The 21,894-nt window shown below is 58.7% G+C and carries 22 protein-coding genes and 2 tRNA genes; 15 read left to right on the top strand and 9 right to left on the bottom strand.

Annotation, left to right across the window (positions count from 1 at the left end; all coding sequences use genetic code 11):
• Positions 1-161 precede the first annotated feature (161 nt).
• Positions 162-1,376 (top strand): cell wall hydrolase, encoded by a 1,215-nt coding sequence (locus PKC81_RS05375; protein WP_324333867.1) that lies wholly within the window; start codon positions 162-164, stop codon positions 1,374-1,376.
• A gap of 10 nt (positions 1,377-1,386) precedes the next feature.
• Here PKC81_RS05375 and PKC81_RS05370 read toward each other — a convergent pair whose 3' ends face one another.
• The 7 genes from PKC81_RS05370 to petA form a co-directional block, all read right to left on the bottom strand.
• A complete protein-coding gene (locus PKC81_RS05370) occupies positions 1,387-2,322 on the bottom strand; it encodes an ATP-binding protein (protein ID WP_324333866.1) in 936 nt (311 codons plus the stop codon).
• A gap of 455 nt (positions 2,323-2,777) precedes the next feature.
• Positions 2,778-3,497 (bottom strand): response regulator transcription factor, encoded by a 720-nt coding sequence (locus PKC81_RS05365; RefSeq protein WP_324333863.1) that lies wholly within the window; start codon positions 3,495-3,497, stop codon positions 2,778-2,780.
• Between the two features lie 84 nt (positions 3,498-3,581).
• Positions 3,582-4,181 (bottom strand): hypothetical protein, encoded by a 600-nt coding sequence (locus tag PKC81_RS05360; protein WP_324333861.1) that lies wholly within the window; start codon positions 4,179-4,181, stop codon positions 3,582-3,584.
• A gap of 156 nt (positions 4,182-4,337) precedes the next feature.
• Positions 4,338-4,411: transfer RNA gene (locus PKC81_RS05355), tRNA-Gly, on the bottom strand.
• A gap of 112 nt (positions 4,412-4,523) precedes the next feature.
• On the bottom strand, positions 4,524-5,357 hold the full coding sequence (locus PKC81_RS05350) for a cytochrome c1 (protein WP_324333859.1): 834 nt from the start codon (positions 5,355-5,357) through the stop codon (positions 4,524-4,526).
• An 18-nt stretch (positions 5,358-5,375) separates the two neighbouring features.
• Complete coding sequence (locus PKC81_RS05345; protein WP_324333857.1) at positions 5,376-6,671, bottom strand: cytochrome b/b6; 1,296 nt, start codon at positions 6,669-6,671, stop codon at positions 5,376-5,378.
• A gap of 13 nt (positions 6,672-6,684) precedes the next feature.
• On the bottom strand, positions 6,685-7,227 hold the full coding sequence (gene petA / locus PKC81_RS05340) for a ubiquinol-cytochrome c reductase iron-sulfur subunit (RefSeq protein ID WP_324333855.1): 543 nt from the start codon (positions 7,225-7,227) through the stop codon (positions 6,685-6,687).
• Positions 7,228-7,455: 228 nt separating this feature from the next.
• On the opposite strand from petA, the gene PKC81_RS05335 reads away from it, so the two are divergent.
• The 6 genes from PKC81_RS05335 (at position 7,456) to PKC81_RS05310 (ending at position 10,514) form a co-directional block, all read left to right on the top strand.
• Positions 7,456-7,926 carry a tRNA (cytidine(34)-2'-O)-methyltransferase gene (locus tag PKC81_RS05335; RefSeq protein WP_324333853.1) on the top strand — a complete coding sequence of 157 codons (471 nt, stop codon included), beginning with the start codon at positions 7,456-7,458 and terminating at the stop codon, positions 7,924-7,926.
• A complete protein-coding gene (hemF, locus tag PKC81_RS05330; protein ID WP_324333851.1) occupies positions 7,923-8,780 on the top strand; it encodes an oxygen-dependent coproporphyrinogen oxidase in 858 nt (285 codons plus the stop codon). The genes PKC81_RS05335 and hemF overlap by 4 nt, the downstream gene beginning before the upstream one ends.
• A 4-nt stretch (positions 8,781-8,784) precedes the next feature.
• Complete coding sequence (locus tag PKC81_RS05325) at positions 8,785-9,372, top strand: GNAT family N-acetyltransferase (protein ID WP_324333849.1); 588 nt, start codon at positions 8,785-8,787, stop codon at positions 9,370-9,372.
• A gap of 126 nt (positions 9,373-9,498) precedes the next feature.
• Positions 9,499-9,960 (top strand): MaoC family dehydratase, encoded by a 462-nt coding sequence (locus PKC81_RS05320; protein WP_324333847.1) that lies wholly within the window; start codon positions 9,499-9,501, stop codon positions 9,958-9,960.
• Between the two features lie 31 nt (positions 9,961-9,991).
• Positions 9,992-10,228, top strand: coding sequence for a type II toxin-antitoxin system ParD family antitoxin (locus PKC81_RS05315; protein WP_324333845.1), 237 nt, complete (start codon positions 9,992-9,994; stop codon positions 10,226-10,228).
• A complete protein-coding gene (locus tag PKC81_RS05310; RefSeq protein WP_324333843.1) occupies positions 10,197-10,514 on the top strand; it encodes a type II toxin-antitoxin system RelE/ParE family toxin in 318 nt (105 codons plus the stop codon). Before PKC81_RS05315 ends, PKC81_RS05310 begins: the two co-directional genes overlap by 32 nt.
• A 210-nt stretch (positions 10,515-10,724) precedes the next feature.
• Here PKC81_RS05310 and mutL read toward each other — a convergent pair whose 3' ends face one another.
• Entirely contained in the window at positions 10,725-12,539 is a 1,815-nt protein-coding gene (gene mutL, locus PKC81_RS05305) for a DNA mismatch repair endonuclease MutL (protein ID WP_324333841.1), read from the bottom strand.
• 178 nt (positions 12,540-12,717) lie between these two features.
• Here mutL and PKC81_RS05300 point away from each other — a divergent pair, with 178 nt between their 5' ends.
• From PKC81_RS05300 to PKC81_RS05275, 6 genes are all read left to right on the top strand, one after another.
• Positions 12,718-13,752: a rod shape-determining protein gene (locus tag PKC81_RS05300; RefSeq protein WP_298598190.1), complete on the top strand. Its 1,035-nt coding sequence runs from the start codon at positions 12,718-12,720 to the stop codon at positions 13,750-13,752.
• Positions 13,753-13,767: 15 nt separating this feature from the next.
• Complete coding sequence (gene mreC / locus PKC81_RS05295; RefSeq protein ID WP_324333838.1) at positions 13,768-14,673, top strand: rod shape-determining protein MreC; 906 nt, start codon at positions 13,768-13,770, stop codon at positions 14,671-14,673.
• Positions 14,670-15,227, top strand: a complete 558-nt coding sequence (mreD, locus tag PKC81_RS05290; protein ID WP_324333836.1) for a rod shape-determining protein MreD — start codon at positions 14,670-14,672, stop codon at positions 15,225-15,227. The genes mreC and mreD overlap by 4 nt, the downstream gene beginning before the upstream one ends.
• Positions 15,224-17,131: a penicillin-binding protein 2 gene (gene mrdA, locus PKC81_RS05285; protein ID WP_324333834.1), complete on the top strand. Its 1,908-nt coding sequence runs from the start codon at positions 15,224-15,226 to the stop codon at positions 17,129-17,131. The genes mreD and mrdA overlap by 4 nt, the downstream gene beginning before the upstream one ends.
• Complete coding sequence (rodA, locus tag PKC81_RS05280; protein ID WP_324333832.1) at positions 17,128-18,234, top strand: rod shape-determining protein RodA; 1,107 nt, start codon at positions 17,128-17,130, stop codon at positions 18,232-18,234. Before mrdA ends, rodA begins: the two co-directional genes overlap by 4 nt.
• 100 nt (positions 18,235-18,334) lie before the next feature.
• Positions 18,335-18,410 (top strand) — tRNA-Lys (locus tag PKC81_RS05275).
• Positions 18,411-18,452: 42 nt separating this feature from the next.
• Here the strand turns inward: PKC81_RS05275 and PKC81_RS05270 are convergent.
• A complete protein-coding gene (locus PKC81_RS05270) occupies positions 18,453-19,751 on the bottom strand; it encodes a sugar MFS transporter (protein WP_324333830.1) in 1,299 nt (432 codons plus the stop codon).
• Positions 19,752-19,912: 161 nt separating this feature from the next.
• Between PKC81_RS05270 and PKC81_RS05265 the strand changes: the two genes are divergently transcribed.
• Positions 19,913-20,377, top strand: coding sequence for an NAD(P)H-dependent oxidoreductase subunit E (locus PKC81_RS05265; RefSeq protein ID WP_324333828.1), 465 nt, complete (start codon positions 19,913-19,915; stop codon positions 20,375-20,377).
• The gene (locus tag PKC81_RS05260) at positions 20,374-21,885 is read left to right on the top strand and encodes an NADH-ubiquinone oxidoreductase-F iron-sulfur binding region domain-containing protein (RefSeq protein WP_324333825.1); all 1,512 of its coding nucleotides are present in this window, start codon (positions 20,374-20,376) and stop codon (positions 21,883-21,885) included. Before PKC81_RS05265 ends, PKC81_RS05260 begins: the two co-directional genes overlap by 4 nt.
• Positions 21,886-21,894 lie beyond the last annotated feature (9 nt).

The following is a 21,894-nucleotide window of genomic DNA, read 5'->3' as shown; positions in this document are numbered from 1 at the left end:
GCTGCGCTGCACAATTTTTTACAAGCGCTGTAAAAATATGTCACGTTAATCCAAGGCTTTCTGCGCGTCCCGCGATGAAACAGGGCTAAATTAGCACTCCAGATTGTAATCCTTTGCGCCTATAGGCGACTCGTTACAGGGGTATAACTTTAGTCACAATCATGCTGCACCAGCCACTCCAGACAGAAAGCGCGCCGAAAAAACGGCAAGCGCCTGCCAAGCGCCAACGGCGCCTGTTTGGCTGGCGCGAGCTTGTGCTTGTGGTGATAGCCTTTCTGCTTTTGGCATTGTTACCTAGCTCGGCCCAATGGGCGTGGAGTGTTCCGAGCGAACCATCGACCAAGGATTTGCTGGCAGATGCTGCAGAACGGGCTGACGAGAATTTCTCGGGGTCAGCCTTTTTCTTCCTTGATCCCGATGTGAACGCCCCCGCGGCGCCCCAACTCAAATTGACAAAATCGGTGTCGGGCGTTTCACCCGAAACATCCGCATTGATTGCAAAGGCCGATCTCTCTGCATTCGCGACAAACGCAGCGGCCGCGCCGTTCGTGATGAAGGCGGGAACGGTTGACTATGGCCGCGCACTGAAGTGCCTGACCGATGCGATTTATTACGAAGCTGCGAACGAACCTGACGCAGGCCAGCGCGCCGTCGCGCAGGTCATCATCAACCGCATGCGGCACCCGACCTATCCGAACAGCATTTGCGGCGTGATCTATCAGGGGTCGGAACGCGCTACCGGTTGCCAGTTCAGCTATAGCTGCGACGGGTCGATGGCGCGCACCCCTGCCCGCCCGTCATGGCTGCGGGCACAGCGTGTTGCGATGGATGCGCTTTCGGGCTCGGTTTATGCGCCCGTCGGCATGGCGACACACTATCACGCGACCTATGTCTATCCCTATTGGGCCCCGAGCCTGAATTTCATCGGCACCATCGGTGCGCACCGTTTCTATAGCTGGAAAGGCAGTGCCGGGCGCCCGTCTGCATTCTTCCGCAGCCATGCAGGCCGTGAACCTTTCCCGGGGCCGAAACCGCGCGCTTGGAACGCCGAAGTTACGCCCTTGCTCGATCCGATCGAATTGCAAAAACAATATGAACGCGAATTTGCGGCTGTTCGCCTAAAGGCCGAAGCCGAAGCTATCGCGGCGGCCAAAGCCGGACTGTCAGGCGGATCAAACGTTGCGGCGGCCTATTCCGACATAACGCCCTATCGCCCTGCCCAAGCTAAAAACTATAATGCTCCCGACTATTCGGCAGATGCCCACGCCAGGGGTGGTGATGATGCCTATGCCGGTGGCAAGCTGCCGACCAATGGCGATGTAAAAAGCGAGTATCAGGCAAGCGGCAGCTGGAAGAAGCAACCCAGCGGCATCTGATTTCAATAAGTCAGTCCAGTTTCTGGCTGATCCGCAAGGTCGCGCGCAAACCGCCTTCACTCCGATTTTCCAGAGTAACATCGCCGCCATGCGCCCGGGCAATGGCGCGCGCAATGGTCAATCCAAGGCCAGAACCACCAGACGCCCGGTTGCGCGAGCTTTCAGCCCGCGCAAAGGGTTCAAACAGGTCGGTCAGTTGTTCATGCGCAAGACCCGGTCCTTGGTCATCTATCGTAATCGACAACTGATTTCCGTCGCACACGGTCACAATCTGCGCCTTGCCGCCATATTGCAGCGCGTTGCCCATCAAATTGCGTAGCGCTCTGCGCAACAGGACAGGGCGGACTGCGGCACGGCATTTTTCCATGCTCTCGACTACCGTCAACGAGCCCTCGCCGTCCAGTTCGTCAGCCACCATTTCAACGAGTGCGCTGACGTCCGTGAGTACCAGCGCCTCAGCCGATTTGCCGAGGCGGGCGAGAATCAGGATATCGTCGAGAATGTGGACCATCTCGTCCACCGTCGCCGCCATTTTCGTGCGTTCATCCTCGTCCTCGACAGATTCGATACGCACACGCAGCGATGCCAGCGGCGTCTTCAGGTCGTGCCCAATCGCACCCAACATCACGTCCTTTTCGGTCAACATCGCATTCACACGCTGCTCGGCCGTATTGAAACTGTCGATCAAACTACGGATGTCGTCGGGACCTTGCGGCTCAAGCGGCGGCGCGCCGCTCGCCAACCCCGCATGCTCGAGACGCAGGTTGAGTTGACGCAGCGGTTTGGAAATCTGGCGAATGACGAGCAACAACGGGATCATCACGCCGAGGTAGATCAGCCCGGTCTCGATAAGAAGCGCCAGCGGTGGAAGAATGTTGCGCGTCCTTACCCGCGCGGCCGAGTGGAGCCAGTTACCATCGGCCAGCTTGACGCTGAGCAGAGCCACTTCTCCTCGACTGGAATTTGCACGCCATTTATGTTCAGGAGCACTACGATAAGTATGAGGCCTGGGTTTAAGATCGTCCGGCAGCGCAGAGGCCGGTCCAACAGACAAACGCACCGACTGGATTTCCGGATAGACAGATTGCAAATGCATGGCGAGGCGCTCAGCCAATTCTTCCGTGCTATGAAATCCCGGCGTATTCAGCGGCCCCTTCGCTCGAATGATCCTGACCGAGGGTCGACCTCCCAAACGATTAACCGGCTCAACCGAACCAAAATCAAGCCTGTTGGATGCGACTGCGACCATCAGGGAAGATGCCTCAACTACAGCCCGACCCTTGAGCATTTGGTATCGCATCGCAGTGTTAATTCCCTGCACCAGCAACAAGCCAAATGCAGTTATCAGTATGATCCTGCCGGTCATACTGCGCGGAAAAAAGCGAAGCCCCCCAAACATCGTCAACTCCGCTGGACTTCGACCGAGAAGCGGTAGCCACCGCCCCAGATCGTTTTGATATATTTGGGATCCTTGCTGTCTGGTTCTAGCTTGCGCCGCAACCGACTAACCTGATTGTCAATCGCACGATCAAACGGCCCGGCAATGCGGCCCTTGGTAAGGTCGAGTAGCTGGTCACGATTGAGCACCTGACCCGCCCGCTCCACCAGCGCCTCCAGCAGCCGGTACTCGCCCGATGACAAAGGCACGAGCGCGCCATGCGGATCGAACAATTGCTGCTCTGCAGTCTTCAGCTGCCAGCCATCAAACGCCCAGATGGTGCCCCCATTGCCGTTGGCAACCGGTGCGCCGTTGGTGCGACGGAGAGCGACCTTGATGCGCGCCACCAGTTCGCGGGGAGAGAATGGTTTGACGACATAATCGTCCGCACCGATTTCAAGGCCGACAATGCGGTCGGCCTCTTCAGAGCGTGCGGTAAGCAGTATCACCGGTGGCCCGCCATTTTCCGCAATGTAACGGGTAAGGCTCAAACCATCCTCACCCGGCATCATAATATCGAGCAGGACAACATCGATATCATAGCCTTTGAGCGCTTCGCGTGCACTCGCCGCATTGCCCGCCTCGGTCACGCGATAGCCCTGTTTCTCCAGATAGCGCGCCAACGGGTCACGGATCGACAGTTCGTCGTCGACCAACAGGATATGGGGGCGGGTCTTGGGCATCGGCTGTTACTATCGCGCCAATCTGCAAAGGGGAAGCTGGGCGGCATCATAGGGGTGAAGCCGCCCCGCCAGGGGGAAGGAAGCTTAGTTTGTGGCAGCAGATTTCATCTGTTCGCGCATCGCGCTGCGCATGGCACCATGCTCGGCATTCGAAATCTGTCCGTCCTTGTTGGTGTCTACTTTGGCGAAATGAGCATCAACCGCTGCGGTCATTTCCGCCTTGGTGATGGTCTTGTCGCCATTGGTGTCGGCCATTTTGAGCATCTTCATGCCGCCGCCATGACGGCCACCGTGATGGGCACGACCTTCGTGATGACGCCCCATCTTGCCTTCACCGCGTTCGCCACGTTCGCCACGTTCGCCACGTTCGTCACGTTCTGCCATGCGTGCAGCATGGGCGGCAGTGAATTCAGCTTCGCTGATGCTGCCATTCTTGTCAGTGTCCATTTCGCTAAACTTGGCCTTGTGCTTGGCTTCACGGTCGGCAGCATTGATCTGGCCGTCGGCGTTGACATCCATTTTGGTGAAATGGGTGTTTGCCATCGCGGTCACTTCAGCCTTGCTGAGCGAACCGTCACCATTGGCGTCGGCTTTGCCCATTGGGCCGGGCGCTGCAAAGGCAACCGCTGCGGCGATTGCGGCAGTCGCAACTGCGCCGCCGCCAATGAGGAATTTCTTTTTCATGTCACTTGACCTTCGTGTCTGTCCATAGAGCCGCTATGGCCGGTTGCCTGCTATTTAGGAAACAAAGGTCGCAGAACTATCCGACGCGCGCACGAATTTGTCGCAATTGGTAACGGCCGCAGAAGCGGCTGGGGTCGGCAGAACTGTTGGTAAAGTTGGAGCGGGTAAGGGGAATCGAACCCCTCTAGCTAGCTTGGAAGGCTAGTGCATTACCACTATGCTATACCCGCCCGCTCCGATGGCGGCGCTAATGCCATTGCGGCGCGCGCCGGTCAATAGATATGCAGCAAATGAAAAGCCCCGCAGCGATCGCGCGCTGCAGGGCTTTTCACCATATCGGTCTCAATGCTTTTTGTCGGCCCAGATGGTGCGGTACGACAGATAGCACAGTGCAGTGAAGATGATCAGGAAGATCAGCGACGCCCAGCCCGCAGTCTTGCGTGCTTCCATCTTCGGTTCGGCTGTCCAGGTCAGGAAGGCTGCAACGTCCTTTGCCATCTGGTCCTTGGTCGCCTTGGTGCCATCGTCGAAGGTCACCTGGTCGTCGCCGGTCAGCGGCGGGGCCATTGCAAGGTTCAGGTTGGCGAAATAAGGATTGTAATGCAGTCCGGTGCCCGGGCGGTTTTCCTTGGGCAGATTTGCCGGAACAGCCGCATAGCCCGTTAGCAGCGAATAGACATAAGCGGGGCCATTGTGGCGCGCCTTGGTCATCAGCGAAAGATCCGGCGGAAGCGCGTTGTTGTTGGCGGCACGCGCTGCAGTTTCATTCGCATAGGGCGAAGGAATCTTGTCCGAAGGCAGGCCCGGGCGAGTGGTTGGTTCACCGGTTTCCGGATTGATCGAGGGAACCTCGGTCTTCCAGCCTTTGGCAATCGCCTTTACTTCGTCTTCGCTATAGCCAAGGTCTTCGAAGTTGCGGAAAGCAACCTGATTGAGGCTGTGGCAAGCCGAGCAAACTTCGGCATACACCTTCAGGCCGCGCTGCAACTGCGCCTTGTCATAGGAACCGAAGGGGCCGTCATGTTTGAACGACACCTTTTTCGGATGTTTGTGGAATTGCGATTCTACAGTCGGCGCAACAGGCTCGGTAACTGCAGTATAGGCACCCGTGACGAACGAGATCAGCAGCATTCCGCTGAAGAACAAGCCGACCAGACCAGCGATAAGACGGACCATGATGCTATTCTTTCCCTGTTAGGCAGCAGCAGTTTCGAGCGGTTTGCCGGTGACCGCTTCGGTGATCGAGTTCGGCAGCGGCGCGGTCTTTTCAATTCGCGACACGATCGGCAGGATGATCAGGAAGTGCGCGAAATAATAGGCCGCGGCAAGCTGGCTGAGCATCACATAAGGTTCCTCAGCCGGCATCACGCCGCAATAGCCGAGGATCACGATGCACGGGATCAGACCAAACCAGAAGAACTTCCGGAACAGCGGACGATAATGGCCCGAGCGCACCGGCGAGGTATCAAGCCAGGGCAGGAAGAACAGCAGCAGGATCGAACCGAACATCGCAAGAACGCCCATCAACTTCGCCGGGATGATCACGATACCGGTAAAGGGGATCGCAAAGTCCACAGTGAAGGCGCGCAGGATCGCGTAAAACGGCCAGTAATACCATTCAGGAACGATGTGCGCAGGCGTCGACATTGGGTTCGCCGGAATATAATTGTCCGGATGGCCCAGCATGTTCGGCGCAAAGAAGGTGACGAGCACAAAGGCAATCAGGAACAGGCCAAGACCGAAACCGTCCTTTGCCGTGTAATAGGGATGGAAAGGAACTGTGTCGCTTTCCGCCTTCACCGCAACACCGGTGGGGTTTGACGAACCGGGGATGTGCAGCGCCCATACGTGCAGGATGATGGCACCCAGAATGACGAACGGCAGCAGATAGTGCAGCGAGAAGAAGCGGTTGAGCGCGGCCTGATCAGGCGCAAATCCGCCTAGCAGCCACTGGCGCAACGGCTCACCCACGACCGGAATGGCCGAGAAGAAACCGGTGATAACCTGCGCACCCCAGAAGCTCATCTGGCCCCAAGGAAGCACGTAGCCCATGAAGCCGGTGGCCATCATCAGCAGGAAGATTACAACGCCGAGCAACCACACCATTTCGCGCGGGGCCTTGTACGAACCATAGAAAAGCCCGCGGAATATGTGGATGTAGACCACAATGAAGAAGAAACTTGCGCCGTTCATGTGCGCATAGCGGATAAACCAGCCGCCATTCACGTCACGCATGATATGTTCGACGCTGTTAAAAGCGCCATCGATGCTGGCATAATAATGCATGGCGAGGATGATGCCGGTGATGATCTGGATCATCAACGCAACGCCCGAAAGCACACCGAAGTTCCAGAAATAGTTCAGGTTACGCGGAACCGGATAGCCGCCGCCGATGGCGTTATAAACAAAGCGGGGGAGCGGCAGGCGTTCATCGACCCACTGCATCACCGGATGCTGAGGCTTATATTCGTTGGCCCAGGGGAAACTCATTTCGGTGCGCTCCTCAACCGATTTTCACGACTGTGTCGGAAATGAATGCGAATTCGGGAACCTGCAGGTTCAGCGGTGCCGGACCCTTGCGGATGCGACCGGCGGTATCATAGTGCGAACCGTGGCAGGGGCAGAAATAGCCGCCAAATTCGCCCTTCACTTCACCCGCCGCAGCGCCCAGCGGCACGCAACCAAGATGCGTGCAGACGCCCATGGTGACCAGCCAGTTTTCCTTGCCCGGCTTGGTGCGTTCGGCCAGCGTCTGCGGATCGCGCAGCGTGCCGACGGCAACCTTGTTTGCATCAGCAACTTCGGCCGGGGTCAGGTTACGGATGAAAACCGGTTGCTTGCGCCAGCTGGTCTTGATCGCCTGACCGGGCTCGATTGCGGCCAGGTCAACCTCGATCGAGGCAAGCGCGCGGACATCGGCACTGGCCCCCATCTGGTTCAAAAGCGGCAAGGCAACTGCGGCGGCACCAACGCCTGCCCAGCTCACTGCGGCAATGTGAATGAAATCCCGACGGCGAACGCCATCTTCGGCAACTGTTTCTGTCATGCTTTCCGCCTGTTCGACCGTAGCCATGTTTCGCCCTCAAACTCCGCTTTGGAGCGGCAGACTGCCGCGCGGTTAACCCCTATATTCTTGTCATTCTTGCACAGTCTGGCTTGCAGGCCAACTGTGATTCCGCGGCCTCATAGACGCGTTGCGCCCGATTTGCCAACCGGGAAATTGGCCAATATGTGTCATTCGCCTGTGTATAAGTTGCAAAAAACGGAACCTGCCTTGAAAATTGCCCTCTACCAGCCCGACATCGCCGGAAATGTCGGCACGATTTTGCGCCTGAGTGCCTGCCTTGGTGTGCCCTGTGCAATCATCGAGCCGTGCGGCTTCCCCTTTTCGGACAAGGCGCTGAAACGGGCGGGCATGGATTATGCCGAAGCCGTCGAGGTAGAGCGTTTTGCCGACTGGCAGGCATTTGCCCAATCCGCAAAAGTCGAAGGCCGGCGAATAGCGCTGATGAGCAGCAAGGGCTCGACTTCGCTGTACGAAACCGAATTTCTACCCGGTGACATTTTGCTGTTCGGCTCGGAAAGCGCCGGCGTACCCAATGATGTGCATGCCGCATGCGACCTGCGCATACGGATTCCGATGCAAGCCGGATTTCGCTCCTTGAATGTTGCTGTTTCGGCTGGCATCGCGCTTTCGGAAGCCCTGCGCCAAACGGGGCAATTGCCTATGGAGAAGACGCCATGACGTTGACCCTCGACGTCCAGCAACAAACAGCACGCGAATGGTTCGAAACGCTGCGAAACCGCATTTGCGCGGAATTTGAGGCCATCGAGCGCGAGGCCGGATCCGATGCCAGCTTTGAATATCTGGCTTGGGAACGCACCGATCATGACGGCTCGCCCGGCGGCGGCGGCGTGCGTGGGGTGATGAAGGGTAAGGTCTTTGAAAAGGTCGGGGTCAATGTCTCAACCGTCGGCGGTGCCTTTAACCCCGATTTCGCCCAGACCATCCACGGTGCTGCGGAAGACCCCAATTTTTTTGCAACCGGTATCAGCTTGGTCGCGCATATGGCCAATCCGCATGTGCCGGCCGTGCACATGAACACCCGCTTCCTCGCGACCACCAAACGCTGGTTCGGTGGCGGGGCCGACCTTAACCCGCCCATCGCCTATGACGAGGACACCGAAGAGTTCCACGCCCGCCTGCGCGCCGCTTGCGCGCCTTATGGTCCGGATGTCTATGAACGTTACAAGCAGTGGGCCGACGATTATTTCTGGATTCCGCATCGCCAGGTGCATCGCGGCGTTGGCGGGATATTCTACGACCATCTCGAATGCGACAATGACACGATGTTCGAACGCAACTTCGCCTTCACCCGCGATGTTGGTGAGGCCTTTCTCGACATTTACCCCAAGATCGTCCGCAAGCGGATGGGGCAGGAATTTAGCGAGGCCGAAAAGCAGGCGCAGCGCATCTGGCGCGGTCGCTATGCAGAGTTCAACCTTGTCTATGACCGCGGAACCACCTTCGGCCTCAAGACCGGCGGTAACGTCGACGCGATTTTGATGAGCCTGCCGCCCGAAGTGGTTTGGGAATAGCGGCTTGGCCTACTCCCCGATTCCCGACGGCGATATAGCCGCCATCGTGACTTCGCTCGAGATGACGGCGCGCCCACCCTTGCGCCCCATGCCGGCGGGCGAATTGCGGCTCGAACGGTGGGAAGCCCCTGCCCTCGAAAAATACCGCCTGCTCTACCGCCGCGTGGGGGAGCCTTGGCTGTGGTTCTCACGACTGGTGATGGCGGATGAAGAGCTCGCAGCTATCATCCACAATCCCGATGTCATGATCTGGGCCGTGACCGACCGGCGCGGGATCGAAGTCGGGATTTTGGAACTCGACTTTCGCGAGGCGGGGCAATGCGAGCTCGCCTTTTTCGGCCTTATCCCTGCTCTCAATGGCAAAGGCCATGGGCGCTGGCTGATGGCGATGGCGCTGCAGGCCGCGTGGGCGCGCAAGGGTGTGGAGCGACTTTGGGTGCACACCTGCACGCTCGACGCACCCGGCGCGTTGGGTTTCTATATAAAGAGCGGCTTTTTCCCCTATCAGCGCCAGCTCGAAACCTTCCCAGACCCCCGCCTCTCCGGGCACCTGCCGCGCGAGGCTGCACCGCAAATTCCGATTATCGAGTAAACAATGCCCCCTTTAACAACACCGTAGTGCTGAGCTTGTCGAAGTACGCCCAAAGGTTTACGCGAAACTGGGAAGCGCCCTTCGACAAGCTCAGGGCTACGGTAAATTTTCGAACAAGGCTCTTTCATGCTCCACTATGAAGACATCGTCGTCGGCACCAAATCCAGCTATGGAAAATATGAGGTCACGCGCGAGGAAGTGATCGAATTCGCCACCAAATATGATCCGCAACCCTTTCACTTGAGCGACGAGGCGGCCGCACAAACCTATTTCGGCCGCCTGTCTGCAAGTGGCTGGCACACCGGCTCAATGGCAATGCGGATGATGGTCGACAACATGAAGGTGAACCAGCAGGCAGGGCTTGGCTCCCCCGGCATCGACGAACTGCGCTGGCTGAAACCGGTCTATCCCGGGGACACGCTGCGCGTCGAGCATGAAATCCTCTCCAAACGCCGCTCAAAATCGCGCCCCGAAATGGGTAGCTTTGTCGGTCGCACCACAGTGTTTAATCAGGACGATGTTGCGGTGATGGCGATGGTTTCGACCGGATTGATCCGGGTGCGGCGTCCGGAGATCATGGAAGATTGACAAATTTAGCGCAATTTTATATACGCTGCTTATGGCACAGATGAATGTCTCGCTACCGGAAGGCCTGAAAAGTTGGGCCGAAGCTCGCGTTTCCGAAGGGCTTTACAGCAGCACCAGCGACCTGATCCGCGATCTTTTACGCCGTGAGCAGGAATTTGTGACAAAGCGGGAACGGCTGCAGGCTGCCATCGACGAAGGCCTCGCCTCGCCTCCTACCGGCAAGAGCATCGAGGATATTGTCGAAGCGGGATTTGCGCGGCTTGCTTGAAATCGAAATCCTGGAACGTGCGCAGGACGATATTTTCAACATCATCGAATTTGGCTCGGCAGAACATGGCGAGGCGGAAGCGCGCGACTATGTGGGCAAGATTGCCGCGCGGATCAATTGGCTGAGCGCGAATCCCGGGTTGGGGCCGGTTCATAGCGAGTTGCGCGGCGGTGTCCGGTCATTCCGGCAGGGACAACACCGGATTTACTATCAGTCCAGCGCCAGAAAACTGACCGTGGTCCGGATATTGCATCTTTCTATGGATATCAGGATTCAGTTTGAGTGAGGCATGGCTTGGCGGTGTCTCGACATGTTCGCTGGGATCATTATAGAACTTTCAATCAGCGGACGCATGTAAGGCTGGCAATGGGCAACCCCGAACTTGACCTATTACGGCCAGCCGAGTTTGCCCGATTGCGTTCTGGAATAAGGTTTGAAAAACCGCACGTCTTACACTTAACTCGTTCCATACCTTCAAGTTCACCAACGACCGTCATCACTTTCTCCCAAACAATTTCTCGACATCCCCCAACGCCAATTTCACCCAAGTCGGTCGGCCATGATTGCACTGGCCCGAATGCGGGGTGACTTCCATTTCGCGCAGAAGTGCGTTCATTTCAGCAACGCTCAACACGCGGCCAGCCCTTACCGATCCGTGGCAGGCCATGGTTGCAGCGACCAAGTCGAGGCGTTCTTTGAGGCTGATCGCCTCATCATAGGCGGCCAAATCGTCGGCGAGGTCACGAACAAGGGCTTGAGCGTCCTGCGTCCCCAACAGCGCAGGCACGCTGCGCACCAACATCGCGGCAGGGCCGAAGCGTTCGATTTCCAGACCCAGATCGGCGAACTCGGCTAGCCGCGCTTCCAACCGGTCGCAGGCAGTTTCTTCGAGTTCGACCACTTCGGGCACCAGCAGGCCCTGCGTCGCCACCCTGCCCTGCGCCGTCGCCGCGCGCATCCGTTCGAGCACCAAACGTTCATGCGCGGCATGCTGGTCGACAATGACAAGGCCGTCCTCCGCCTCCGCCACGATATAGGTCGCCGCCACCTGTCCACGCGCCACGCCGAGCGGATGGCGGACAGCTTGGGGGACGGCTTCGGTCGATGGCTCGGCACGGCCCATCAACGGGGCCAGTTCTTCTCCCTGAATAGCCGCCAGATAGGCAAAGCTCGACCGCGCTTCAGATAGTCCGCCAAAAGCGGGGCGGCGGGCATAATTGCCCTGATAGGCGGTTGGCGGTGCGGCGAAGATATCGCCCTGCGCGGTGCGCACAGGTTCCTGCTGCCAGTTGGCCAGCGCGGCCTCTGCAGGGCGTTGCACACTGCGGAAGCCTGCCTGATCGATAGCATGGCGAAGGCCCGACACTATCATCCCGCGCACCAGCGCCGGGTCGCGAAAACGCACCTCGGTCTTTGCCGGGTGGACGTTCACATCAACCTCGTTGGGAGGCAAATCGAGGAACAGCGCGACCACGGCATGGCGATCACGCGCCAGCATTTCGGCATAGGCACCCCGCACCGCGCCGACCAGCAACCGGTCTTTCACCGGACGCCCGTTGACGAAGAGATATTGATGATCGGCAACCCCGCGATTGAAGGTGGGCAGAGAGGCAATGCCGCCCAAACTGATCCCTTCGCGCTGGAAATCGAGGGCGACGCTGTTCTCGGCCAGTTCAGGTGCGGTCAGCGCTGCCACCCGTTCGGGACGGCCCATATCCGGCTGCACCGAAAGCGTCCGCCGCCCATCATGTTCAAGCGTGAACCCAATATCGGGCCGCGCCATGGCCAGCCGCCGCACGGCATCGAGCGCAGCGGCATATTCGGCGCGCGGGCTGCGCAAAAATTTGCGCCGCGCGGGGATGTTGGCGAAAAGATTCTCGACCCGCACCCGCGTACCCGGCGGAATAGCGGCAGGCCCTTCCGAGACAAGTTGTCCATGATCGACGACGCGACTCCAGCCCTCTTCCCCACGCACCCGGCTTTCGACGCAGAATTTCGAAACGCTGGCAATCGACGGCAGGGCTTCGCCGCGAAAACCCATCGTCAGCACCTGATCGATATTGTCGTCGGGCAGTTTGGAGGTCGCGTGGCGTTCGAGCGCCAGTGCAATCTCGTCCGCTGTCATCCCGCAGCCATCGTCGGTCACCTCGACAAGGTCGAGGCCGCCCGCGCCCAACCGGATAGATATGTGCGACGCGCCCGCATCGATGGCGTTTTCGACCAGTTCCTTCAACGCACTGGCCGGTCTTTCCACCACTTCACCGGCTGCAATCCGGTTGATAAGCGTGTCGGGAAGCCTTCTTATTGACATCTGCGCGCACCTAGACCAAGCGCCGCGCTCAAGCGAATCCTTTCATGGTGAAGAAGCGCGATTTTGCTGTTTTGAAACACAGCAAATTCCTGTAGTGCGACGCGATTGCGCCGCGCCGTCATCAAAGGCATTTCAGCCCGCAATCCCACAAACCTCTTTCTGAGTGGAAGATTAGAGAATGTTCAAGCTTTTCCGGTTTGCCTCGCAAGACATGGCAATCGATCTCGGCACGGCGAATACCGTGGTCTATGTGCGCGGTCAGGGCATCGTCCTCAACGAGCCTTCGGTGGTCGCGATTGAAACAATCAATGGTATCAAACGCGTCAAGGCGGTTGGCGACGATGCAAAGCTGATGATGGGCAAAACCCCTGACAGCATCGAGGCAATCCGCCCCTTGCGCGACGGCGTCATCGCCGACATCGATGTGGCCGAGCAGATGATCAAGCACTTCATCCACAAGGTGCACGGCAAGCCCCGCATGTTCAGCTATCCCGAAATCGTGATCTGCGTTCCCTCGGGCTCGACCTCGGTCGAACGTCGCGCGATTCGCGACGCGGCTTCGAATGCCGGTGCCAGCGCGGTGTACCTGATTGAAGAGCCGATGGCAGCCGCAATTGGCGCCGACATGCCGGTGACCGAACCCATCGGTTCGATGGTCGTCGACATCGGCGGCGGCACGACGGAAGTCGCTGTCCTTTCGCTGCGCGGCCTTGCCTACACCACATCAGTGCGCACCGGCGGCGACAAAATGGACGAAGCCATCGTCTCCTATGTCCGCCGACATCACAACCTGCTGATCGGTGAAGCTACCGCCGAGCGCATCAAGAAAGATTTCGGCACCGCCCGCGCGCCTGCCGATGGCATTGGCCACACGATCCATATCAAGGGCCGTGACCTTGTGAACGGTGTTCCCAAGGAAATCTCGATCAACCAGGGCCAGATTGCCGAAGCCCTTTCCGAACCCATCGGCACGATCGTGGAAGGCGTGCGCATCGCGCTTGAAAACACTGCGCCCGAACTGGCTGCCGACATTGTCGATCAGGGCATCGTGCTCACCGGCGGTGGTGCATTGATGCAGGGTCTGGACGAGCATTTGCGCGACGAAACAGGCCTGCCTGTCACTGTTGCCGAAGATCCGTTGACCTGCGTCGCCATCGGCACCGGGCGCGCGATGGAAGACCCGGTCTTCCGCGGCGTCCTCCTGACCGCATAACGCAGGGACAAGGGGATGGCGCCGCCACGGCATCGGCGCCCGGGTTTTTCCCGAAGAGCGCAATATAGTCTGTTTGTTACTTATGTGCTGGCGATTGCCGGCGCGGTGGTGGCTGGCGTATTGCTGCTGATCTCGATTGCGGATCCGACCGGATTTGCCGCCTTGCGGGCCGGTGCCGCCGAAGTGACAGCGCCGGTCGCGCGGGGTTTCCACGCCGTGCGCCGCAGCATCGCCGGAATTGGCGAGAACACATCGGCCTATCTGGATGCGGCCTCACAAAATGCCGAACTGAAACGCCAGGTTGCCGCCAACCGCACCAAGCTGATTCAGGCCGACGCATTACGTGTGGAAAATCGCGAACTCAAAATTCTGCTCAATCTCAAGCAGGAAGAAGCGGACAATGTCGTAGCGATTGGCAATCTGGTCAGCAGCACCGCTTCGAGCAGTCGGCGCATCGCAATTTTATCCGTCGGGAGCAGCGATGGCGTCGCCGTCGGCTACCCCGTGCGGGCAGCGCGAGGGCTGATCGGTCGCGTGATCGAGACCAGCCCGAACACGGCAAAGATTTTGCTCCTGTCGGACGCCGAGAATGTGATCCCGGTCATTCGGGTGCCCGACGGACTGCCTGCGCTTGCGAGCGGTATGGGTGATGGCACGATCATGATTCGCCCCGTCGATCTGGGCGTGAACAATTTCAAGCGCGGCCAGATCGTTACCACGTCAGGCAGCGGCGGGCTCTATCCGCCCAATATTCCTTTCGCTACCGTCGTTCGTAAAACCAGCGATGGTGCGCTCGCCCGCCCGATTGCCAGCCCTGCCTCAAGCGAGCATGTGATCGTGTTGAAACCCTATCAGCAAGCGGCCAAAAAGGTGCTCGATGCCACGCTGCAGGCATTGCCGAAAAGCGAAGCCGACGAATGAACCAGTTGCTTGCAACAGGGCGCAAGCTGCTGGGCCCGAGCCGCGAATATGAAAGCCGCATCGATCGCGAGCAATCGCCCGCCCGCATGCTGCTTGTTCCAATCCTTTCAGTGATGGCGGGTTCAATGGCGACGTCGACTTTGCCATTGGTCGCAGGCACGCCACTACTCCCCCCCTTTGGTCTGCTCATCCTGCTTGCATGGCGCCTGATGCGGCCCGGCATGTGGCCCGCATGGATCGGTCTGCCGCTCGGGCTGTTCGACGATCTGTATAACGGTCAACCATTTGGCAGCTCGGCCTTTGTCTGGTCACTGTGCATGATTGCAATCGAACTGCTCGACTTGCGCGGTGTGTGGCGCGATCATTTGCGGGACTGGCTAATCGCATCGGCGCTGATTATGTTTGCGCTGCTTGCCGGGCTTGGCATCACCGAACTGGCCTATCAAGCGCCGGAGGTTTCCATCATCGTGCCGCAGATGTTCGTTTCGATTCTGTTTTACCCGCTTGCGGTAAGATTGTGCGCGCATCTCGATGGCTGGCGGCTGGCTACATGAACGACAAGCGCGGGCCGACAACCGGACAATTGGAATTCACCTTTTCCCGCCGCGCGCTTTTCATCGGCGGTGTGCAGGCAGCAGTCGGAGCGGTGGTCGCCACACGGATGGCCTATATCGCTGTCGCGGAGAATGAGAAATACAAGCTCGCGTCCGAAAGCAACCGCATCAACCTGACGCTCATCCCGCCACGGCGCGGCTGGTTCATCGACCGGATTGGCAAACCGATTGCAACCAATCGCGCGGATTTTCGCGTCGACATCATACCAGACCGTCTGCAAAATCGGGAACAGACGCTGGGTACGCTGACCCAGTTACTGGACCTGAAGCAGGAAGATCTGGAGCGGATCGAAAAGGAACTGAAAGAGGCGCAGGGCTTCCAACCGGTGCAGGTGGCAGCAGGACTTGATTATGAGAGCTTCGCACGAGTCAGTGTGCGCTTGCCAGACCTACCGGGCGTCAGCCCGAGACAAGGCTTTTCGCGCTTTTATCCCAGCGGGGCTGCAGTGGGCCATTTGCTCGGTTATGTTGGCACCGTCTCGGCCGAGGAATATCGGCTCGACAAAAACCCGCTGTTAATTACGCCCGGGTTCAAGGTTGGCAAGCAAGGCCTTGAAAAAACAATGGAAATGCGCCTGCGCGGCAAGCCCGGTGCCAAACGGACGGAAGTGACCGCGCGTGGCAAGATCGTCCGCGAGCTTTCCACCCGTTCCGACACGCCTGGCAAGCCTGTTCAGCTAACCATCGATATCGACTTGCACAATTATGCTGCACGCCGCCTGGGCGTTGAATCGGGATCGGTCGTGGTGATCGACTGCCTGACCGGCGATATTCTCGCTTTGGTCTCGATGCCTTGCTTTGATCCTAACAGTTTTTCCGAAGGCATTGGGCGCCTTGAATGGAAGATGCTGAATTCAGACGATCGCATACCCATGCTCAACAAGTCGCTCCAAGGGCTCTACCCTCCGGGTTCGACCCTGAAGCCGATGGCCGCCCTGGCGTTCCAACAGCAGGGAATCGATCCGGAGGAGAAAGTTGTCTGCGGCGGCGGTTACCGCCTTGGTAACCGCGTATTCAAATGCCTGGGCCGCCATGGCCCGATGGACATGCGCAGCGCGATCATGAAGAGTTGCAACACCTATTTCTATTCAATGGCCAACCGCGTCGGCTATGACGCGATCGCTCCTGTTGCCAAGCAACTAGGCTTGGGACAGGAATTCCCCCTTCCCTTTCAGTCACAACGTTACGGCACCGTTCCGGACAGCGCCTGGAAAAAGAAAAAATATGATCAGGAATGGAGCCGGTCCGACTCGCTCAACGCCGTAATTGGCCAAGGCTATGTCATCGCCAGCCCGTTCCAGCTCGCCGTGATGGCGGCGCGCATCGCGTCCGGCCGTATGCTGGAACCGGAAATCCTGCTGAAGAACCGCACCGCTGGCAAACATCTGCCGTTTCCTGAAGAACATCTGCAGGTCGCACGCGACGGAATGGACCTGGTAGTCAATGGTGCGGGAACGGCGGTACGAAGTCGGCTTGAAATCCCCGGTATCACCATGGGTGGCAAGACGGGAACCGCGCAGGTACGCGCAATCAAGGGCGGACAGCGCGGGCAAGGCGGGGCACGCCGGTTTCGCGACCACGGCCTGTTCGTTTGCTTCGCGCCCGTAGCACAACCACGCTACGCTGCTGCAGTTGTCATTGAACATGGCATGGGTGGCGCGCGCGCAGCGGCGCCGGTGGCAAAGGATGTCCTGACCTTTCTCTACGACCGTGAAAAGGCCATGGCCTCGCTCGAGGCGCTCGAAGCAGGCTGGGGCGGCGGCATTGATGAGCGCATGGCGCGCCAATATGCGGCCTTCCAGGCTGGACAGGGCGTTCCGGCTGCTGAACGGAGCGAGATGTGAACGGTATCGTTCCCGCCCCTATTGCCGCTTTACCCTGGCGTGTCATCTTCGTGCTATTCGGGCTCGCGACCTTTGGAACAGCGGTGCTTTATTCGGCAGCGGGCGGCAGCTTCAGCCCATGGGCGGGTAATCATTTTCTGCGTTTTTGCGTGCTGATGACGATGGCCGTGGTGATGTCGCGCCTGCCGCTCGATTTCTGGAAGAAGATCACTTTTCCGCTCTATATCGTGCTTTTGCTCATGCTGGTTGCGGTGGAATTGATCGGCTTTGCAGGCGGCGGGAGCCAGCGCTGGATCAATCTCGGGATCATCACTTTTCAGCCGTCCGAGCTGATGAAGCCGACTGTGGTGCTGGTTACGGCATGGTTTTTCGATCGTCTGCCACCGTCCAAAATCACAGGTTGGGACGCAATCTGGCCGGTTGCCATCATGCTGGTTGTCCCCAGCATTCTCGTCATCATCCAGCCCGATTTCGATGCGGCTTTGGCCTATATTTTCTGCGCGGCAGTGGTAGGCTTTCTTGCGGGCTGGCCTCTGATCTATTTCATCGGCGGCGGCGTTGCAGTCGCGATTCTTGCTCCTCTGGTATTTTTCTTCGGACTGCGGCCATATCAGCAGGACCGCGTTCTCATCTTCCTCAATCCAGAAAATGATCCGCTGGGCGCGGGCTATCACATCACCCAGTCGAAGATCGCGATCGGGTCGGGCGGGATTTTTGGCAAGGGTTTCGGAAACGGCACGCAAAGCCATCTCGACTATCTGCCCGAAGGCCATACCGACTTCATCTTTGCCACGATGGCGGAGGAATGGGGGCTATTAGGCGGCCTGATCATTATCGGGCTTTATGTGCTGCTGATGCGTTGGGGCCTGAAGGTCGCGATGGAAAGCACCAACCGCTATGGGCAGTTGGTCGCTGGCGGCCTCACTTGCACCATCTTCTTCTACATCATGATCAACCTGCTGATGGTCGTCGGCTTCGCTCCAGTCGCGGGGCTCCCTCTGCCCTTTGTCAGCCATGGCGGCTCCTCGATGCTGACGATGATGATCTGTGTCGGCATCATCATGTCGATTGAACGCCACCCAGGAAGGCGCGCGTTCAGCTAAGCGGACAATCCGCCGGATCGAGGCTTGACAATCACTCCGAATCCCGCCAAAGGCGCCCCTCCAGACCGGTGCGAAGGGATCTGCCCCGCACCTGAAATGGGGACGCTTAGCTCAGTTGGTAGAGCAGCTGACTCTTAATCAGCGGGTCGTGGGTTCGAACCCCTCAGCGTCTACCATTTCCACTATTTTCGGAAATCGCGAACGAAGGATAGCTGACACTACCCTTCTGCCGGCTTGCGCGCGAACAGGCCGAAACCTGCGATGATTGCGTAGCACAAGGCGGGCAAGATAAGCGCGGTTGCAAGGCTGCCCGTTGCATCGGCGATCACACCAGTGATGAGCGGGATGACCGCGCCGCCAAAGATGGCGATATTGATGATGCCCGATCCGTCTGCGGCACGCGAACCAAGCTTTTCGCAGGCGAGCGTAAAGATCGTCGGGAACATGATCGAATTCATCAAGCCAATGGCAAGCAGCGAATAGCCAGAAACTGCACCGGTCGTGCTCGTCGAGATAAGGATCAACGTGATTGCCCCGGCCGATACTGTCGCGAGAACAAGACCCGGGCTAACAACCCGCAATATGGCCGAACCGATGAAGCGACCAATCATCGCACCGCCCCAATAAAGACCGATCAGCTTGCCAGCGGCCTGTTCTTCAAGGCCAAGGACATGCGCCTGCATCAGATAGTTGACGATCAGCGAGCCGATAGCGACTTCCGCGCCGACATAGAGGAAGATGCAAGCAGCGCCATAGCCGAAGCGCGGGCGCTTAAGCAGCTGGAACCCACCCAGCAGGCTGCTCGGTTCATGCTTCTCACCCTGCAATTTGTTGCGGAACATCCAGACCACGCCAGCGACGATTGCGAGCGCTACGGCCAGACCCAGATAGCCATTGACGATCGCCTGTGTTTCCGCCGTGCGATAGGCATCAAGCTCAGCGCCCGAAAGCTGGTCGGCGCTGACCGAGGCCAGGCTGCCGAGGATCAGTATCGCGCCGAAATAAGGGAAAACCGTGGTGCCAAGCGAGTTGAACGCTTGCGCAAAAGTCAGGCGGCTATGTGCCGTCTCTGCCTTGCCGAGCAGGCTGATCAGCGGGTTGGAGACGACTTGCACAATCACGACGCCGCTTGCGAGGACGAAGAGTGCGAAAAGGAAGACGCCATAGGTCGCGGTCTGGCTTGCCGGGATGAACAACAAACATCCTGCCATCATTGTGAGCAAACCGGCAACCGCTCCGCGCATATAGCCGATGCGCTTGACCAGCGCCGCACCGGGAAGCCCGATAACCAGATAGGCGGTGAAGAAGCAGAACTGCACCAGCATCGCTTGCGTATAGTTGAGCGTGAAGAGTTCCTTCAGCTTCGGGATAATCACATCATTGAGCGAGGTGATGCCACCAAAGATGAAGAACAGCGCCATCACGAACAGGCACAGCTCGGGCGCATCGATGTGCTGGCCCTCGCTTTCGACCGGATTGCTGTCGCTGCTGCTCGCTGCTTGCGGCGCTAATGCCATAGTCCCTCTCCACTATATATTTGTTCTAGTGAACGTTCATATTGCGCATATCAGGCTGCGTCACCGTGTTTTCGTATGCATCCCGCTTTTCACGCAACTTTGTGCAATTCGCGATTTGCGCTGGCCTATATCGCGCGACAGATTTATCGACGGAACAAACCATGTCAGACATTGCTACCCTGCCCGACCTTCTCGAAAGATGCCGCGAAATTTGTGCGCAGCATGGCAATCGTCCGGATGCTTTGATCGAGATATTGCACGCGGTGCAGGCCGAGCGTGGCTATCTGGCCGACGATGCTCTCAAGGGAATAGCCCATGCGCTCAATATCTCGCGCGCCGAAATTTACGGCGTCGTCACCTTCTATCACGATTTCCGGCGTGAACCACCACCCCGGCATGTCGTCAAGCTATGCCGCGCAGAAGCGTGTCAGGCAGTCGGATCGGAGGAACTGGCGCGCCATGTAGAGGCGCGACTGACCGACAGCCCGTCCATAGCCGTCGAAGCGGTATATTGTCTCGGCAACTGCGCGCTCGGCCCTGCTGCGCTGGTTGACGGAAAATTGAAGGCGCGGCTCACTCCCGCTTCCCTCGATGCCATCTTTGCCGATCTGGAACCACAGGCATGACCGCTATTCGCATCTTCGTGCCCATCGATGCGGCGGCGCAATCGGTTGGCGCAAATGAGGTTGCTGCTGCAATTGCTTCCGAAGCTGGCAAACGCGGCATCCATATCGAACTGGTGCGCAACGGGTCGCGCGGGATGTTGTGGCTCGAACCGCTGGTGGAAGTTGCGACGGATTCAGGGCGGATCGCTTACGGACCCGTTAGCGTCGCCGATGTCGCGTCGCTGTTTGAAGCAGGCTTCCTGTCGGGCGGGCCACACGCGCTGTGCCATGGCCCGACCGAAGCAATTCCCTATTTCGCAAAGCAGGAACGGCTGAGTTTCGCCCGCTGCGGTATTATCGATCCGCTCAACCTCGCCGACTATGAAGCGCATGGCGGGCTGGCAGGATTGCGCCGCGCGCTGACGATGGCGCCGCGAGACGTTGTCGCCGAAATAACCGAGTCCGGCCTGCGCGGACGCGGCGGGGCGGGCTTTCCCACCGGCATCAAATGGAAGACCGCATTGGAGCAACCGGCAGGCCAAAAATATGTCTGCGCCAATGCCGACGAAGGCGACAGCGGCACTTTTGCTGACCGGATGCTGATGGAGGGGGACCCCTTTGCTCTGATCGAAGGCATGGCAATCGCCGGGCACGCCATTGGCGCCGATACCGGCTATATTTATATCCGCTCGGAATATCCGCACGCCGTCGCAACGATGCGCCGCGCCGCCGAGATTTGGCATGCGGCCGCACTATCTGATTTTCGTGTTGAAATCCGCGTCGGCGGCGGGGCCTATATTTGCGGCGAGGAATCCTCGATGCTGGAAAGCATTGAGGGCAAGCGCGGCCAGGTTCGCGCCAAACCGCCTATCCCTGCCATTTCAGGCCTGTTCGGAAGGCCCACTGTGGTCAACAATGTCCTCACGCTGGCAGCGGTCGACGACATATTGGCAAAGGGCGCAGCGTATTACCGAGACTTCGGCATGGGCCGCTCGCGCGGAACGCAGGCATTCCAGCTCGCCGGTGATGTGGCGCGCGGCGGGCTGGTCGAAATGGCTTTTGGCGTGACGTTGCGCGAGCTGGTGGAAGATTTCGGCGACGGCACTCGTTCGGGCAAACCGTTACGTGCGGTGCAGGCGGGTGGGCCGTTGGGGGCTTACATTCCAGCCTCTGCACTCGATGTCGAAATGGATTATGAAGCACTGGCGGCTGCAGGCGCCATGCTCGGCCATGGCGGCATCGTGCTGTTCAACGATAGCGTCGATATGGCGAAACAGGCACGTTTCGCTTTTGAATTTTGCGCAATCGAATCCTGCGGCAAATGTACACCGTGCCGCATCGGCGCGGTGCGCGGCAAGGAAGTGATGGACAAGGTGATTGCTGGCGAGGATCGCGCAAGCAATCTGGCGCTGGTCGAGGATTTGTGCGAAATTATGACCGATGGCTCGCTCTGCGCGATGGGCGGGCTGACCCCGATGCCGGTGCTGAGCGCGCTGCGCCATTTCCCCGAAGATTTCGGGCGGGAATAGAGGAGAGAG

Source organism: Sphingorhabdus sp. (assembly GCF_035329025.1).
Taxonomy (GTDB): domain Bacteria; phylum Pseudomonadota; class Alphaproteobacteria; order Sphingomonadales; family Sphingomonadaceae; genus Sphingorhabdus_B.
Note: the sequence above shows the minus strand (reverse complement) of the source record. Positions and strands in the feature narration are given on the sequence as shown.

What these genes read in the sequence shown, in the direction of transcription:
- PKC81_RS05375 (WP_324333867.1), top strand. Translation starts at nt 162, where the DNA reads ATGCTGCACCAGCCACTCCAGACAGAAAGCGCGCCGAAAAAACGGCAA.
- PKC81_RS05365 (WP_324333863.1), bottom strand. Translation starts at nt 3,497, where the DNA reads ATGCCCAAGACCCGCCCCCATATCCTGTTGGTCGACGACGAACTGTCG.
- PKC81_RS05360 (WP_324333861.1), bottom strand. Translation starts at nt 4,181, where the DNA reads ATGAAAAAGAAATTCCTCATTGGCGGCGGCGCAGTTGCGACTGCCGCA.
- PKC81_RS05350 (WP_324333859.1), bottom strand. Translation starts at nt 5,357, where the DNA reads ATGGTCCGTCTTATCGCTGGTCTGGTCGGCTTGTTCTTCAGCGGAATG.
- PKC81_RS05345 (WP_324333857.1), bottom strand. Translation starts at nt 6,671, where the DNA reads ATGAGTTTCCCCTGGGCCAACGAATATAAGCCTCAGCATCCGGTGATG.
- petA (WP_324333855.1), bottom strand. Translation starts at nt 7,227, where the DNA reads ATGACAGAAACAGTTGCCGAAGATGGCGTTCGCCGTCGGGATTTCATT.
- hemF (WP_324333851.1), top strand. Translation starts at nt 7,923, where the DNA reads ATGACGTTGACCCTCGACGTCCAGCAACAAACAGCACGCGAATGGTTC.
- PKC81_RS05320 (WP_324333847.1), top strand. Translation starts at nt 9,499, where the DNA reads ATGCTCCACTATGAAGACATCGTCGTCGGCACCAAATCCAGCTATGGA.
- PKC81_RS05315 (WP_324333845.1), top strand. Translation starts at nt 9,992, where the DNA reads ATGGCACAGATGAATGTCTCGCTACCGGAAGGCCTGAAAAGTTGGGCC.
- mutL (WP_324333841.1), bottom strand. Translation starts at nt 12,539, where the DNA reads ATGTCAATAAGAAGGCTTCCCGACACGCTTATCAACCGGATTGCAGCC.
- PKC81_RS05300 (WP_298598190.1), top strand. Translation starts at nt 12,718, where the DNA reads ATGTTCAAGCTTTTCCGGTTTGCCTCGCAAGACATGGCAATCGATCTC.
- mreC (WP_324333838.1), top strand. Translation starts at nt 13,768, where the DNA reads ATGGCGCCGCCACGGCATCGGCGCCCGGGTTTTTCCCGAAGAGCGCAA.
- mreD (WP_324333836.1), top strand. Translation starts at nt 14,670, where the DNA reads ATGAACCAGTTGCTTGCAACAGGGCGCAAGCTGCTGGGCCCGAGCCGC.
- mrdA (WP_324333834.1), top strand. Translation starts at nt 15,224, where the DNA reads ATGAACGACAAGCGCGGGCCGACAACCGGACAATTGGAATTCACCTTT.
- PKC81_RS05270 (WP_324333830.1), bottom strand. Translation starts at nt 19,751, where the DNA reads ATGGCATTAGCGCCGCAAGCAGCGAGCAGCAGCGACAGCAATCCGGTC.
- PKC81_RS05265 (WP_324333828.1), top strand. Translation starts at nt 19,913, where the DNA reads ATGTCAGACATTGCTACCCTGCCCGACCTTCTCGAAAGATGCCGCGAA.
- PKC81_RS05260 (WP_324333825.1), top strand. Translation starts at nt 20,374, where the DNA reads ATGACCGCTATTCGCATCTTCGTGCCCATCGATGCGGCGGCGCAATCG.